Source organism: Agarivorans sp. OAG1 (assembly GCF_037076485.1).
Lineage (GTDB): Bacteria > Pseudomonadota > Gammaproteobacteria > Enterobacterales > Celerinatantimonadaceae > Agarivorans > Agarivorans albus.
Window position 1 is genome coordinate 298337 of sequence record NZ_AP028990.1, and the last position, 15158, is coordinate 313494.

Sequence of the window (15158 nt, forward strand, 5' to 3'; positions counted from 1 at the left end):
AGCCGTTCAATCCTTGTTTCTCGTACTATAGTTCGTATTTTCTGCCTATAAACCTATTAGCGCCCGCTGATTTATCGTTATACTTGCCTAATATTCGTAATCATAAAGGTAAGCACGTAATGGCTGCATCACCGATTAATCAGGTTTTTCCTAAGGCAAGTCGCCTTGTATATGGCTGCATGGGCTTAGGCGGAAACTGGGATAACTCACCAGTAACGCAAGATCATTTAAACCAAGCGCATACCGCTATTGATGCGGCCTTAGAAATAGGCATTAACTATTTTGACCACGCCGACATCTATACCATGGGTAAGGCTGAACAAGTATTTGGTCAAGTATTGGCACAGCGCCCAGAGCTGCGTGAGCAAATTATTCTGCAAACCAAAGCGGCAATTCGCTTTGGTGATGAGCAGTGGTGTGGTCGTTATGATTGGTCGGCAGATTACATTCGTCAAAGTGTTGAAGATTCGCTGCGCCGCCTACAAAGTGAAACCATTGATGTGATGATGCTGCACCGCCCAGATCCTTTGGCCGAAATGGACGAAGTGGCCGCGGTGCTTAGCGAGCTTAAAGATAGCGGTAAAGTGCAGCACTTTGGTGTATCTAACATGAGTGGAGCACAAATTGCGCATTTGCAATCGCTGCTGAGTTTTCCGCTAGTGGCTAATCAGTTAGAGATGAGTTTGTCGAAACTAGACTGGCTTGACCACAATATTGCAGTAAACGACGAACAGGTAAAAGGCCACAGTTTTGCGCCTGGTACCCTTGAGTATTGCGCTATGAATAAGGTGCAAATTCAGGCTTGGGGAAGTTTATCCCGCGGCTTGTTTAGCGGTGCCGATTTATCAAATGCCAGCCAAGCTCAGCGTGATACCGCGCAGCTTGTTCGCCAATACGCCGATCAAAACTCAAGTTCGCCAGAGGCCGTTGTACTAGCGTGGCTAATGCGCCATCCTGCCGGAATTCAACCAGTGATTGGTAGTGTAAACCCAGACCGCATTCGCGCCTGTGGTGATGCCACTAAACTGCAGCTTAGTCGCGAGCAATGGTATCAGTTGTATGTCACATCGCGTGGCAAGGCTTTACCTTAAACACTGCATATTCAAGAAAAACGCCGAACTAATGCTCGGCGTTTTTGTTAGTAAAGTTACGCTGCTGGTGGCGTGAACTCTGCTTTAAGTTGTTTTACCAAGCTTACCAGCCACCACGCTACTACTGCGCTAAGTATTACCGTAGATAGCGGCATAACCAGCCAGATCCCCACCACGCCATAGGCAGCGGGCAATAGCAACATAAACGGCAGTTGAATAGCCATATTGCCGACCGAAATAAAGCTAGCGCGATTAGCGCGGTTTATCGACTGAAACACCACCGCGCCGGTAAAAATTAAGCCATCTAATGGCATGGCCCACAGGTGTAAGCGAATACCGCTTACGGTGGCGTCTAATAGTGCGGGGTCATCGTTGTTAAATATCGACACGCTAAGTTCGCTAAATAGGTTCATCAAAAACACCGCCGCTACACCGCTGCCTAGGATAATGCTAAAGCCTAGCGCCATCACTTTGAGTACATTGTCGTAGCGTTTAGCGCCAAAGTTAAAGGAGATGAGAGGCTGCATGCCGTTCGCAAACCCTTCGGCAATAAAGTAATAAATAACGCTTAAGTACAACACAATGGCATAGGCGCCGGTATCGGTCACACTGCCATAACGTAAAAATAAGTAATTGTGCACCAAGGTAATAAAGGCGGTGTATACCGTAGTAAAAAAGCTGCTTAAACCTAAATTGCTTATATTGGCGAGGTACTTTGGCTTTAAGCTAAAACCGCTTACTTGAAAACTCAAGCTGCTGTAGCGAGAGAAAAAGTATGCAATGGCCAAGAACATTACCAAGGCTTGTGCGCCTAAGGTGGCGTAAGCCGCACCCGCTAGCTGCCAATCCCACTTTACAATAAATAAATAATCGAGGCCGATGTTGGCCAATGCGCCCACTATCATCAATAGGGTGGCAAAGTTGGGAGAGTTGTCGTTTCTAATCAATATGGGCAGGGCGCAGCTAAACAATACAACCAGCGCGCCGTTCCCTAAAATGCCTAGGTAGCTCTCGGCCATATGTTGAATATTGCCGCTGGCCCCTTGCAAGGTAATGGGTTTGGCGCCTAATAAGGCCAAAATGGCACTAAACAGCACCGCCATTATCAACATGAGCAAGAAGGCGTGGCTTAACAAGCTCTGTGCCTTGCTGGTTTTACCCTCACCGGTAGCAATAGAGATTAACGCACCGCCACCTACTCCAACCATTAAACCTAAACCGGTGACTAAAAATATAATCGGCCAAGCTAGGTTAATGGCTGCTAACCCTTCTGCACCGAGCACTTGGCCAATGAACATGCCATCAACAATCAGATAAATGCCACTCACAATCATTGCTACGACCGAAGGAATGGAATAACGCCAAAATTGTAAGGTAATGTTTTTACTAAGCATGATTGGCCAAGGTTAAGGAATAGAAAGTACTCAGCGAGCACCGAATTGCAGCCCCATCATATTCACTTTAATGGAGCTGACAAGAGGGAAAGCTAACAAATAAGGGCTATGCTTATTGTTTGTGCAAATGCTGCCCGAAGGGTTCGGATAAGCGAACTTTACTCTTTGTTAAGCACTTCTTGCTTAGCTCACTAGGCTTCTAAGTGCTCGCCGCGATTAAAGCCCGCTTATCTCGAACAAAATTTCAACACCAAAGATCAACAGACCCTAGTTCAAGCTTTGGTTTTTACGAGGAAAATAAGTGGATTCATATGTAACCATCCGAGCTGCCAAAGTGGAGGACGCTGCGGCCATTAGCCAACTACTTTGTGATTTGTCTCGTCGTTACTTGGTGGAGGATTTTACCGAACAAGGAGCAAAGCGCTTGCTGAGAGCGATGAGCGAAAGGGCTATTCGCTCTTATATCCGCGAGGGTTTTTGTTATCACCTCGCCGAGCAAAAACAGGCAGGTAAGGTGGAGTTATTAGGCGTGGTGGCCACTCGGGATAACAGTCACCTTTATCACCTTTTTGTTGCCGAGCTTGCTCAAGGAAAAGGCTTGGCAAGTCGCCTTTGGAAACATGCTAAAGCCCTATGTATAGCAAACGGCAATAAGGGCGAATTTACGGTTAATGCGTCGTTATCTGCTAAAGCGATGTATCAGGCTTGGGGCTTTGTTGCTGAGCAAGAACAGCGCGATACCAAGGGCATTATCGATGTGCCAATGCGCCTAACACTCAATGAGCAAACTAAGGAGAAAACATGCAACTAGCGCAGTTAAATATAGCCACCGCCAAAGATGATTTAGATTCACCCCTGCTCAAAGATTTTGTCGATAATTTAGATCCCATTAATGCCATTGCTGATGCGAGCGAGGGCTTTATTTGGCGGCTTAAAGATGACACCGGCAACGCTACCGATGTGCAAGCTTGTGATACCCCAAGGATGATTGTCAATTTATCGGTATGGGAGTCCTTAGCTAGTCTGCAGCACTTTATGTTTAAAACCCATCATATCGACATTATGAAACGCCGGGCAGAGTGGTTTGATAAATCGCCGTTGGCAACTTACGTATTGTGGTGGGTGGAAGATGGTCATGTTCCCAGCACCGCTGAGGCACTTGAGCGTTTAGAATTATTAAGGCAGCACGGAGAGACTGCTCAGGCCTTTAGTTTCAAAAAAACATTTAGCGCAGAAGACGCCTTACAGCGCTAATCTAAGGTTTGTTTTTAATAGCCTTTGGCATCCTTTGTTACTCAGGTTTTGTTGCTCCTCTTTGGATAGAAAGCGTCTAAGCTAAGTAAATGCAGGGCGAGTATGCCCCGCCATTTTTGCGCAAGGAGAGGGTATGATTAAGCCGATTATTGCCGATAACAAACCCAAGAAGGTGAGTTTAACTAAGGGAGACCAATACTACTTTTGCAGCTGTGGTCGTTCTAAATCCCAACCCTTTTGTGATGGTAGCCATGCAGGTACCGGCCTTAGCCCCAAGACTTTTACCGCAGAAGAAACTGGTGATGCTTATTTGTGCGCGTGTAAAGCCACGGCGAATAGCCCATTTTGTGATGGCAGCCATAAGCAGTTTAGTGCCGAACAAATAGGCCAAGAAGCCCCACAGCCTCAAACTAACAGCGCTGCACCGCAGGCCACGCCTACAACTGAAGAGCCCACCGTTGCCTTTATTCATCAATTGGCGCGTGAAGGTTTATCAAAACTGGGCCACCATGGAGCAATGACCTCGATGGGGGTACCTAGGCATCTTCTGCCACATTGGGACGACATCCAAGTGATGGTGGCACAAATGGCCAAAAAGCCTTTGATGGAAGATCAGCCAGTGGCCACAGAGCTGATTATCGGCCCAGAGGCGAAACAGCCACTGCAGCTAAAGATTCCTCTGTTTGTCTCTGATATGAGTTTTGGTGCCTTATCGGAAGAAGCTAAAACCGCGCTGGCTAAAGGCGCCGAGCTGGCCGGAACAGGGATTTGTTCTGGTGAAGGCGGCATGTTGGCTGAAGAGCAGCAGCAAAACTCCCGTTACTTTTATGAGTTAGCCAGCGCCAAATTTGGTTATCAAGAATCACTGCTTACTCAAGTTCAAGCTTTTCACTTTAAAGGAGGGCAAGGTGCAAAAACCGGTACCGGAGGGCATTTACCAGGCAATAAAAACCATGGCAAAATTTCTCTGGTTCGCGGCATAGCTGAAGGACAACCTGCAATCTCCCCGCCTACCTTTGCTGATTTACACAGTAGCAAAGACTTTAAACACTTTGCCGATCGGGTGCGTGAAATAAGCGGCGGCATTCCCATTGGTTTTAAGTTAAGTGCCAACCATATCGAGCGAGATATTCAATTTGCTTTAGATAGCAGCGCTGACTACATCATTTTAGATGGGCGTGGCGGCGGTACCGGTGCGGCACCAGAAATATTTAGGGACCATATTAGTGTGCCTACCATTCCGGCCTTAGCCAGAGCGCGACGCTATCTAGATCAACAAGGCGCCAGTGGCAGGGTGAGTTTGATTATTACCGGCGGCTTGCGCTTACCGATGGATTTTGTCAAAGCCATGGCTTTAGGCGCCGATGGTGTAGCGGTATCTAATAGCGCCATGCAAGCCATAGGTTGTGTGGCAGCGCGGATCTGTAATACCAATAATTGCCCAGCTGGGATTGCTACGCAAAATGCTGACTTGCGCCAGCGTTTAAATGTGGACAAATCGGCTCAGCAACTGGCTAATTTCTTTAACGCATCGGTAGCGCTAATGCAGGTTATGGCACGAGCATGTGGACATCATCATCTTAATCAATTCACTAAAGACGATTTGGCAACTTGGCATCGAGAAATGGCGCATTTAAGTGGCATTGCTTACGCAGGCTTTAGCGCAGTGTAGTGTTGTTTTATTGGCTATTTAAGCAGCGATTTGTTGCTTAAGTAGCCTTGAAATTAAGGGCTTTTTCTAGGCTTGTTGGAAAAGCCAGCAATTACCAGTTTTTTTATAAAATGTCTTTACAGGGCGGAGCGAAAACCCTAATATACGCCTCCGCCAGCATTGAGCACCCGTAGCTCAGCTGGATAGAGCGTCGCCCTCCGGAGGCGAAGGTCACAGGTTCGACTCCTGTCGGGTGCGCCATTGCTTCGGAAACGCTCGAAATACTCAGTGGTGGGTATAGCTCAGTTGGTAGAGCCCCGGATTGTGATTCCGGTTGTCGTGGGTTCAAATCCCATTACTCACCCCATTATTTAGATGCAACGAGTTTCGTTGTTATCGCAATAGTTTGGTTATTGCTAAGAGCTTGCTCTAAAATAACTAAGACGATAAACGCTGCTTGGTAGCGCATCGTCGCGAAGCTCATAAAGAGCGGGAGCAGAGGGTTTAGTTCTCTGAAGTATCAAGAAAATCGGTGATTAGCGCAGCTTGGTAGCGCATCATCGCGAAGCTCATAAAGAGTGGGACCAGAGGGTTTAGTCTTCTGAAATATCAAGAAAATCGGTGATTAGCGCAGCTTGGTAGCGCATCTGGTTTGGGACCAGAGGGTCGGGAGTTCGAATCTCTCATCACCGACCACCTTCTAAAAAGCCTGCTCATCGAGCAGGCTTTTTGCTTTCTGCAGGTCGGTATTAACCAAGAAGGTAGGAGTTTGCCTTTTGGCTTTAGTTCATCATCACCTAACTATAGAAAACGTTACTTTCCGTAGGCATCTGCAGTGACCAATATACAGCGTTTAGCGTAGCCAAATCCCCATTTGGTAACATCACCAATACTAAGATCGCTTAGCATTAGGGTGGAGTCTTGAGATTGCTTTGCTTGCTTTAAAGCGAGCGCAGTTGATGGGCTTTGCTTTAATGGAAATAGATATAAAGCATAAGTTTGGCAGTGTTCGCCACTTGCGGGGCCAATATATTTTAAGCTACTAGCATCCCCTTGATAGAAGCTGCGCTCAGCATAGGACCCATGGTCCCCAGTAGAGCAAGCAGTGAGTAAAAATATGCTTAAAATGATTACGCTGTTGTTGAATAATGAATGCCGCAAAGCCAATCCTTGTTGTTGAAGCTAAGCCAAGTATAAACGTTAGCGATAGTCTTATGATACATCGCCAGCTTCACTGGCAAGTAGAGAGAGTTTTGACTAATTAATTGTTGAGTACTTAGGCAATAATTGACAGAAAGGCTATTGTCACTTGCTGATATTTTGTACACTAAGCAGTAAATGAGTACAACTTGAGCAACAATGAAACATCTATTTCTCGTTGTGTTTACCAGTCTATCGCTCTGTTCGATATCTATTGCCGCTGAGTTAAGCCCTCAGCTGGTACGCCATATTGCGCCGCAAGGCGAAAAAGATTTACGAAATCGCTACTTTATCGATTTACTCGACTTGGTCTTGTCTAAAACTGAGCAGGAGCTTGGGCCTTTTCGTCTTGAGAGCAATAAAGCCAAAATGAGCCAAAATCGCTCCTTGCTGCAGCTGCAAAATAACGACGGTATTGATGTGGTGTGGACAATGAGCACCGCAGAGCGAGAAGAGGCCTTATTGCCCATACGGATCCCACTGTTAAAAGGGCTGCTTGGACAGCGCTTATTGATGATTCGCCAACAAGATATTGGTCGTTTTGCCAAGGTGGAATCTCTTCAAGACTTACAAGCTTTTAGTGCTGGTCAAGGCAGCGGCTGGCCAGACAACAAAATACTGCGTGCTAACAATATTGGCGTAATTGAAGGCATGAATTACGAAGGTTTGTTTGGCATGTTACAACGTCAGCGCTTTGATTATTTCCCACGTGGAATTAACGAAATCTTTGATGAATTAGAGCAACATAAAAGTGAAAACTTTGTGGCTGAGCCGCACTTAGTAATTAGTTATCGTGCACCTATCTACTATTTTGTAAGCAAGCAAAACCGCGAGTTAGCAGCGCGTATCGAACAAGGTTTATGGATCGCCTTTAGCGATGGTAGCTTTGATGCACTGTTTTCTCGCTATCAATACGACAATCTCGTTAACGAGCTGAGATCTCGCACGGTGATTAAATTAAATAACCCCTATTTACACGCTAGCACCCCTAGCGAACAAAGCCCGCTTTGGCTTAAGTTTAACTAGCCCTCTTGTTATCCCGTTTATTGTTCAATCGCGCTGAGCATCAGCTGGATGTTGGAAGTTTTACATGCTTTGATGTTTTATTGATCTAGCCATTTGTTATTAAGTAAATCCATTACATACAATTAACTTGATAAGTTAATTGTGAATAATGCCAATGCTGCGTCGCTGTTTAATGCTGTTAGTGATTTTTACCCTCGTTACTGGGGCCAATGCGGCAAACCTGGTGGTGAGGCACGTTCAGCCAGAAAGCGACAAAGATCAGCGGCATCAATACTTTATTGAGTTGTTAGAGTTAGCCTTAAGCAAAACAGAAGCGAGCCACGGTTCTTATACCACTCAAACTTGCGCTGTTCGGATGATGCAAGACCGAGCCCTACAGCAAGTTCAGCGCAAGCGTTGTATCGATATTGTTTGGACAATGACCAGCCTTGAGCGTGAGTCGAAACTGCTGGCTGTACGCATTCCTTTATTAAAGGGCTTATTAGGCCAGCGGGTATTGATGATCCGCCGAGAAGACCTTCGTCGATTTAAAGACATTCAACAGCTTAGTGAGTTGGGCCAGATGCGCGCAGGGCAAGGCATGGGCTGGCCTGATATCGAGATACTAGAATACAATCGTTTGCCAGTAATTGAGGGCAAAACCTATGAAGGTTTGTTTGGCATGTTGGAGCGCGGTCGTTTTGATTATTTCCCTCGAGGTATTAGTGAAATAGGCGCTGAATTAAAACAGCATCAACGGGAAGGTTTTGTTGCAGAGCCAAGAATATTACTCAGTTATCCCGCACCCATTTATTACTTCGTAAACCCAGAAAACACCGCCTTAGCAGAGCGTTTAGAGCAAGGCTTAAGGCTGGCCATTGATGATGGCAGTTTCGACGCACTATTTAGAAAGTTTAATTACCATAAATTGGCAGATTTAATGGAAAATCGCTTGGTGTTTAAACTACGCAACCCGTCTTTACATCCCAAGACGCCGATTGATGAAGATAAACTTTGGGTACTACCCAACCTAGTTAAAAACTTGCGGTAAGCGCATGTATTTAGCTGTTTAGTTAATTCAAACAGCAATATTGGTTGTGAAAACATTGTCATTTCGCCTAGTATGAAAGGTGACGAGGTTCACTTTTTTGTTGTTAAGGCTATTACGTTTTTTGCGTCTTATGTTGAACTGTGGACTGCATCAAAAATCTTCCGTTAAGCTAGGCTAGTATCGCCTTATTTAGCGGGTTGCAGAGGTTTTCCACCTTTTTGTTACTCTCATTGTATTGAATTAGTTTTAGGAGTTTTTCATGCCTTTCGCACAGCAAGATAAAAAAGTGCAAACGTTTACCCTTAGAAATGCTAAGGGGAGTGAGGCCACCGTATTAGCATGGGGAGCCACCCTAGCTAGTTTAAAAATAAAACTTAGTAGCGGTGAGTTACGTGAAGTGGTTCTGGGTTGTGACAGCTTTGAGGATTACCTAAAACAAGACGCTTACTTAGGCGCTACAGTGGGGCGCTATGCTAACCGCATCAAGCAAGCGCGCTTTGAGTACCAAGGGCAAGTTTATGCCTTAAGTGCCAATCAAGATGAGCATCAATTACATGGCGCCAATGATTTTAGCCACCGCGATTGGCAAGGTGAGCAGCTGGCAGACAACAAAGTTCGTTTTACTATTAGCTCAGCCGATGGAGAGTGTGGTTTTCCTGGTAATATGCAAGCACAGCTTGAATACACCTTAGATGAAGATAATCAGTTAGTACTGGATTACTCAGCTACTGTAGATAAAGCCTGTCCGGTAAACCTCACCGACCATAGTTATTTTAATTTGAATGCCGCTAGCTCAACGGTATTACAGCACCACTTATACATTGCAGCAGATCATTACTTACCGGTAGCAGCAGATGGTATTCCGGTTGATGGCTTAAAACCTGTAGAAGGAACTGGCTTTGATTTTAGGCAAGCTAAGCTGATTGCTAAAGATCTTAAGAAAGATCCCGATCAGCAGCTAGTGGGCGGATACGACCATAGTTACTTGCTGCAGGAGCAGGTAGTGAGTGAAGGCAAGCCAGTAGCCCGTATTATTGCCGATGACTCGTCGTTAGCAATGGAAGTGTATACCAATAAACCTGCGATCCAGCTTTATACTGGTAACTTCTTAACTGGTAATCCGGGGCACAATGGCGAAGTGTATCAAGCTCATAGTGGCGTTGCTTTAGAAACCCAATTCTTGCCAGATTCTCCCAACCGCCCAGATTGGCCACACCAAAGCTGTTGGTTAAAGCCTGGCGAACGTTATCAATATCAAACCTGTTATCGCCTGTATCAACCCACGGCATAAACTTTCTTATATATTGAAGTTTTTGTAGGCAGCGTACCGATTTTCACATACATCGTGTATGCTGCTTGCACCATACTCCAAATCTAGGGATGTTTATTTATGAAGAAATGGTTGGCACTGTGCGTTGGTGTGCTTGTATTAAGCTTTCAAGCCGTCGCAGACGATTATCAAGCTACGATTCAGCAGTTCAAAAAATCTGATCGAACTACCCCATTTTTTAACAATGCTTATGGCTATGCGGTGTTTCCTACCATTGGTAAGGGTGGCATTGGTATTGGTGGCGCTTACGGCGAAGGTAAAGTTTACCGAGGCGGAGCATCTACAGGCAGCGTGAATATGGGTCAAGTTACACTTGGTTTCCAGCTCGGTGGGCAAGCGTTTAGCCAAATCATTTTCCTTCAAGATAAACGCGCTTACGACGAGTTTACTAGCGGCAGCTTCGAGTTTGGTGCTCAAGCGAGCGCAGTGGCTTTAACCGTTGGTGCTTCTGCTCAAGCAGGTACTTCTGGTACTGGAGCAGCCGCGGGTGAAACCCAATCTAAAGCGCATTATGTAAGTGGTTATGCAGTATTCACCTTAGCTAAAGGTGGTTTAATGTATGAAGCCAGTATTGGCGGACAGAAGTTTAACTTTACCGCTAACTAAGGTCTTAGGTATCGCTATTAAAAAACGGACCTGTTAGGTCCGTTTTTTATACGCTGTTAAAGCGCCTTATAGCCGATTACTTGTTGTTTACTCAGCCTAAAATGAACAATGTTTAATTAGCTTAGCTGGTTGACGCTGAATCAGTATTTCGCCATTTCGTACCGATAACAGTACTTCGCCTTGGCGTTGAATCACCGATAAATCGTCTTCTCCTTCTAGCAAAATAAAGTTTGCAGGTTTGCCTACCTCAATACCGTATTCAGCTTCTACTTGTAAGGTTTTAGCGCCATTGTCGGTAATAAGATCTAAGGCTTTAGATAGCTCTTTATAGCCCATCATGTGACAGATGTGTAAGCCAGCGTCTAATACTCTTAGCAGTTTACCGTTGCCTAAGGTATACCAAGGGTCTTGAATAGAATCTTGGGCAAAGCAGACATTCATGCCGGCTTCACATAACTCTTTCACTCGAGTTACGCCGCGTCGTTTAGGGTAGGTATCAAAGCGGCCCTGCAAGTGAATGCTCTCGGTAGGACAAGAAACAAAGTTTATTTTAGACTTTTTAAGCAGCCTAAATAATTTAGAACAATAGGCGTTGTTGTAAGAATGCATCGCGGTAGTGTGGCTGGCGGTAACGCGCTCACCCATATCAAGCTCTAAGGCTGCGGTGGCTAATACCTCCAAAAAGCGCGATGCTTCGTCGTCAATTTCATCGCAGTGCACATCTACCAATAGATCATGTTGTTTGGCGAGCTCCACCACCCAGCGCATCGACTCTACCCCATATTCGCGGGTAAATTCAAAATGGGGTATTCCGCCTATTACATCTGCTCCCTCTTCAATGGCTTGCTCCATTAAGGTTTTGCCATTGGGAAAAGACCAGATCCCTTCTTGGGGAAAAGCAACAATTTGTAAATTAATTGCTGAAGACAGCTTAGATTTGAGCTTGGCAATGGTTTTAAGCGCGGTAAGTTGTGGATCGGTCACATCCACATGGGTGCGAATGTACTGCACTCCATTTTCAACCAACAGTTGCACGGTTTTTAACACGCGTTGTTCAATGTCTTCGGGGGTGAGCAGCGGTTTACGTTCGCTCCAGCGCTCAATCCCCTCAAACAAGGTTCCGCTCATGTTCCAAGAGGGCTGCCCGGCAGTGAGCACTGCGTCTAAGTGAATATGCGGCTCAACAAAAGGAGCAGACAATAAATTACCGGCGGCATCTATCGCTTCTTCATATTCTGGCAAGTTAGCTGATAAAGCCGCGGTTTGCGGAGTGATGTGAGTAATGAGCCCTTGGGCAACAGATAGACTAAACAGCTCTGTTTGCCCTCTTAAACGTGCGTTAATAATTTTCATGATAATCCTTGAACAGAATGTTGTTGCCGTTGGATTGTTATGGGTTCCATCAGCAGGGCATTTTGTAATTCTAGACGTTGCTGCGCTTGTTCTAGGTCACAGCCAGTGAGTGTTTGTACCTTGGCGAGACGGTTGCTGAGCGTATTTCGGTGAATATTTAGCTCTTTGGCGGTTTGTCTTAGGCTGGCTAAATTGTCAAAGTAGCAGCGCAGCGTATGCTTAAGGGTGATTAAGCTAGGTTCTTGGCAATGGAATAAGGGCCCGAGTTTGTCGCAGCAAAAGTTCAGTAAAATTTGTGGATCCTCAATAGCGGCAAATACTCGGCTCACCCCTAAATCTAAGTAGTGCACAACGGCGGAATGATGGCTTTGTAATTGGCTAAACTCTGCAGCTTGTCTAGCCTGCAAAGCGGCATTGGCCAACTGGTTTAACCCTTGTGGGCTAACACTCACACCCAAATTGTATTTAAGCTTTTGTTGCATTAAATACTGATTAAGTTGCTGCCAAAGGCTACGCTGTTGCTCTAAAGAGTCTTGGGCTTGAATGGGCAACAATAAATACCAGCCGTGATGATCTTCAATTAGCGGGTAGGGGCTTCGCATGCGATTTAGCCACTGGCGAAGTTGAAATACCCAAACATTTAAGTCACTTGCATCGCTAACTTGTGGTTGTAGCTGGGCAATACTAATGGCTGCACCAAAGTTTAAGCCTAATTCTTTGGCGCGGTGTCGAGACAGCATCGACAGTTGGTTGGGGCTATTAATCACATGGCTAATAAAATGCTGTAGCGAGTGGCTAGATAGGTTGTCTTGAATTAAGGCCTTACAAATTAGCTCGGTAACTTTAACCATTGGCAAGCTGTAAGGTTGTTCAAGTACTGCAAATTGATGTTGGTTGGCGTAGCTAATCACGCTCTCGGGAATGGTGTCGATAAATTCCGAGTGGGTCAGAATAACCATGCCTGCCGCCGACTTTTCTAAAGCTTCATCTATAAGTTGATAATACTCTTGTTCACTTCGTTGCAAATTTATGCCGGTAACAAAGACGAGTTCACCACCGGTTAACCAAGGTGCTAGCTCTTTGTTCTCGGCTAAGTATGGCCAGCGAATAGCTTGTTGAGAAGCTTCCCCGGTAAGCAAGTTAATGCTCTCTAAACCGGGGATTAGGGGAATATCTTTAGCGCGAATAGCCAAGCACTACCTCCTTAACTGGCCGTTTGTTTGGCTAAGGGCTGAGCCGAGCTAATGTGCAGCAATACACCATAGAAACTGGCCGACACAACAATCCCAACTAACGGCGCTATCCAAGGGGAATAGTAGGCTGCAGCCGAACCAACCGCGTACGCAGCTAAACCACATTTATCGAAACTAGGCAGCTTAATTTGCTCTAATGCTGGTGGGTTTCCACGATGTTTGAACCAAAAATCAGCCATGATGATGGCGCCAATAGGTGGAATAAAAGTGCCCAAAAGGATTAAAAATGGGATAAGCAGGTTATACATCCCAAATACTGCTAGCAGGGTGCCGATGGCCGCACCTACTAGAGTAATTAAGCGGCGTTTGTCGGTTCTCATCAAGTTACAGCCGGCGGCGGCAAAGTTATAAATAGTGTTGTCTTGGGTTGTCCAGATGTTGGCAAATAACATCAGAATAGCAACCAGAATAAAGCCTTGGCTTACTAGTACGTCTACGATGTCGGCTTGCTGGTAAACCATCGCGCCGAATGCGCCGACAAATACCATTAAACCATTGCCAATAAAGAAAGCTAACAAAGTAGTGATAACCGCTATGCGGCCAGACTTAGCAAAACGACTCCAATTGGTTGCTTGGGTTCCGCCGCTCACAAAGGTACCAAATACTAAAGTAATTGCCGCAGAGAATGCCATGGTATCGCTTGGCACAATGCTGCTAAGTTGGGAGAAGCCGCCAATATCAATACTGCCTTGGTAAATCGACAGGCCGATAAATGCCAACATGGCGGGGACAGATATTTTGGAAAGAATTTCTAAGGCTTTATAGCCAATAAATGCGGTAATACAAAAGCCAAAACCAAACAGTACCATTAAAGGTGTTGCGTAGCTTTCGGGTAAGTTGAGCAGCTTAAGCAAAATAATCGCTATGGTGGCGGTACCCCAGGCGTACCAGCCTATTTGGGTAAAACCTAAGATAATGTCAGATAGCTTGCTACCATGCTCTCCAAAACAGTATCGCCCTAGCAACACCGAGTTTAAGCCGGTTTTATACGCCACATAAGCTAGCCCTGCGGCATAGCTACCTAATAGCAAATTACCTATTAGTATGATCCACAGCAGCTCGGTGAAACTAAATGAGGTACCGAGTGTGCCACCTGCCCACATGGTGGAAGTGAAGAAAGTAAACCCTAAAAGTACAAAAGCGGTAGACCAAAAACCTTTACGGGCGTCTTGTGGAACCGCCGAGAGTGGAAAATCGTTAGTTTGGCTCATTGTGTTAACTCCATCTATTGGTGACAACAATCGCTATATTGGTGGTCACGCTAGTTATTCCATCGTGTTAAGCGTTCCAAAAGATGTGCCAAATATGCTGTTCTTTTGGCTTGAGTTTTGTTGTGCAAATGGGTGATTTTTGTTCTGCACGAAATGTACCGTTTGCACATAAAATTGCTGCGAGTAGGGCTGGAGAAATTTGTTTCAAAAAAGGCTGCAATTAAACGCACTACTATGGCGCGTATCTGATGGTTTTTGGGGCGTAACTATGCCTAGGGTCTGTTGATCTTTGCTGATGGTTTTTGCAGCAATTTGTTAGCCATTTAGGCAAGGCAGCGAGTGTGCAGTTAAGTGGGCTTAATAATCACTCGCTAACGCTAAATAAATGGCTAAGAAATGCTGCCCGAAGGGTTCGGATAAGCGAACTTTACTCTTTGTTAAGCACTTTTTACTTAGCCCACTAGGCTTCTAAGTGCTCGCCGCGATTAAAGCCCGCTTATCTCGAACAAAATTTCAACACCAAAGATCAACAGACCCTAGTTTAGTGCTGTTTCTGTTAGCACTTGCTCAATGAGCGGTTAGCCCCTTTTGTAAGCATTAATTCTGTTTGTTGGTGCTTTTCTTTTTTAAGCCAGTGCTTGCAAACTACCTCTCAAAATCCTTAAAGGTCTGAAATTGCAATTGTTTATGGTTTTATTATCTAAGTTATTTTTATTTTTTAGAATAATATAGTGACAAAGGCTGGCAAATTAGAAACTG

General features: G+C 45.3%; 13 protein-coding genes and 3 tRNA genes. 11 read left to right on the plus strand and 5 right to left on the minus strand.

From position 1 onward, the window contains the following. The first annotated feature begins 119 nt into the window (after positions 1–119). Positions 120–1091, plus strand: a complete 972-nt coding sequence (locus OAG1_RS01370; protein ID WP_338623335.1) for an aldo/keto reductase — start codon at positions 120–122, stop codon at positions 1089–1091. Positions 1092–1147: 56 nt separating this feature from the next. On the opposite strand, the gene OAG1_RS01375 is transcribed toward OAG1_RS01370, so the two are convergent. Beyond that, complete coding sequence (locus OAG1_RS01375) at positions 1148–2485, minus strand: MATE family efflux transporter (RefSeq protein WP_338623337.1); 1338 nt, start codon at positions 2483–2485, stop codon at positions 1148–1150. Between the two features lie 301 nt (positions 2486–2786). On the opposite strand from OAG1_RS01375, the gene OAG1_RS01380 reads away from it, so the two are divergent. From OAG1_RS01380 to OAG1_RS01405, 6 genes are all read left to right on the plus strand, one after another. Beyond that, positions 2787–3296, plus strand: coding sequence for a GNAT family N-acetyltransferase (locus OAG1_RS01380; protein ID WP_338623339.1), 510 nt, complete (start codon positions 2787–2789; stop codon positions 3294–3296). Then, positions 3287–3739 (plus strand): DUF3291 domain-containing protein, encoded by a 453-nt coding sequence (locus OAG1_RS01385; RefSeq protein ID WP_338623341.1) that lies wholly within the window; start codon positions 3287–3289, stop codon positions 3737–3739. Before OAG1_RS01380 ends, OAG1_RS01385 begins: the two co-directional genes overlap by 10 nt. Positions 3740–3872: 133 nt before the next feature. Next, a complete protein-coding gene (locus OAG1_RS01390) occupies positions 3873–5411 on the plus strand; it encodes a glutamate synthase-related protein (protein ID WP_338623343.1) in 1539 nt (512 codons plus the stop codon). Between the two features lie 163 nt (positions 5412–5574). Then, a tRNA-Arg gene (locus tag OAG1_RS01395) sits at positions 5575–5651 on the plus strand. A gap of 30 nt (positions 5652–5681) precedes the next feature. Next, positions 5682–5757: transfer RNA gene (locus OAG1_RS01400), tRNA-His, on the plus strand. 252 nt (positions 5758–6009) lie between these two features. Then, positions 6010–6086 (plus strand) — tRNA-Pro (locus OAG1_RS01405). A gap of 117 nt (positions 6087–6203) precedes the next feature. Here OAG1_RS01405 and OAG1_RS01410 read toward each other — a convergent pair. Further along, positions 6204–6551, minus strand: coding sequence for a hypothetical protein (locus OAG1_RS01410; protein ID WP_338623345.1), 348 nt, complete (start codon positions 6549–6551; stop codon positions 6204–6206). Between the two features lie 198 nt (positions 6552–6749). On the opposite strand from OAG1_RS01410, the gene OAG1_RS01415 reads away from it, so the two are divergent. The 4 genes from OAG1_RS01415 (at position 6750) to OAG1_RS01430 (ending at position 10582) form a co-directional block, all read left to right on the plus strand. After that, on the plus strand, positions 6750–7616 hold the full coding sequence (locus OAG1_RS01415) for a hypothetical protein (protein WP_016399814.1): 867 nt from the start codon (positions 6750–6752) through the stop codon (positions 7614–7616). 148 nt (positions 7617–7764) lie between these two features. Then, positions 7765–8646, plus strand: coding sequence for a hypothetical protein (locus OAG1_RS01420; RefSeq protein WP_338623348.1), 882 nt, complete (start codon positions 7765–7767; stop codon positions 8644–8646). Positions 8647–8905: 259 nt separating this feature from the next. Next, positions 8906–9937: a galactose-1-epimerase gene (galM, locus tag OAG1_RS01425; RefSeq protein ID WP_338623350.1), complete on the plus strand. Its 1032-nt coding sequence runs from the start codon at positions 8906–8908 to the stop codon at positions 9935–9937. A gap of 99 nt (positions 9938–10036) precedes the next feature. Further along, entirely contained in the window at positions 10037–10582 is a 546-nt protein-coding gene (locus OAG1_RS01430) for a lipid-binding SYLF domain-containing protein (protein ID WP_220719312.1), read from the plus strand. A 96-nt stretch (positions 10583–10678) separates the two neighbouring features. On the opposite strand, the gene codA is transcribed toward OAG1_RS01430, so the two are convergent. From codA to codB, 3 genes are read right to left on the minus strand one after another with little or no spacing between them, the layout of a single operon-like run. Beyond that, on the minus strand, positions 10679–11935 hold the full coding sequence (gene codA / locus OAG1_RS01435) for a cytosine deaminase (RefSeq protein ID WP_338623354.1): 1257 nt from the start codon (positions 11933–11935) through the stop codon (positions 10679–10681). Beyond that, positions 11932–13128: a PucR family transcriptional regulator ligand-binding domain-containing protein gene (locus tag OAG1_RS01440; RefSeq protein WP_338623356.1), complete on the minus strand. Its 1197-nt coding sequence runs from the start codon at positions 13126–13128 to the stop codon at positions 11932–11934. Before OAG1_RS01440 ends, codA begins: the two co-directional genes overlap by 4 nt. Positions 13129–13139: 11 nt before the next feature. Then, positions 13140–14399, minus strand: coding sequence for a cytosine permease (codB, locus tag OAG1_RS01445; RefSeq protein WP_338623358.1), 1260 nt, complete (start codon positions 14397–14399; stop codon positions 13140–13142). Between the last annotated feature and the right edge of the window lie 759 nt (positions 14400–15158).

Bases quoted from the DNA above. Each gene is read 5' to 3' on its own strand.
- OAG1_RS01370 (WP_338623335.1), top strand. From the start codon at position 120: ATGGCTGCATCACCGATTAATCAGGTTTTTCCTAAGGCAAGTCGCCTT.
- OAG1_RS01375 (WP_338623337.1), bottom strand. From the start codon at position 2,485: ATGCTTAGTAAAAACATTACCTTACAATTTTGGCGTTATTCCATTCCT.
- OAG1_RS01385 (WP_338623341.1), top strand. From the start codon at position 3,287: ATGCAACTAGCGCAGTTAAATATAGCCACCGCCAAAGATGATTTAGAT.
- OAG1_RS01390 (WP_338623343.1), top strand. From the start codon at position 3,873: ATGATTAAGCCGATTATTGCCGATAACAAACCCAAGAAGGTGAGTTTA.
- OAG1_RS01415 (WP_016399814.1), top strand. From the start codon at position 6,750: ATGAAACATCTATTTCTCGTTGTGTTTACCAGTCTATCGCTCTGTTCG.
- OAG1_RS01420 (WP_338623348.1), top strand. From the start codon at position 7,765: ATGCCAATGCTGCGTCGCTGTTTAATGCTGTTAGTGATTTTTACCCTC.
- galM (WP_338623350.1), top strand. From the start codon at position 8,906: ATGCCTTTCGCACAGCAAGATAAAAAAGTGCAAACGTTTACCCTTAGA.
- OAG1_RS01430 (WP_220719312.1), top strand. From the start codon at position 10,037: ATGAAGAAATGGTTGGCACTGTGCGTTGGTGTGCTTGTATTAAGCTTT.
- codA (WP_338623354.1), bottom strand. From the start codon at position 11,935: ATGAAAATTATTAACGCACGTTTAAGAGGGCAAACAGAGCTGTTTAGT.
- codB (WP_338623358.1), bottom strand. From the start codon at position 14,399: ATGAGCCAAACTAACGATTTTCCACTCTCGGCGGTTCCACAAGACGCC.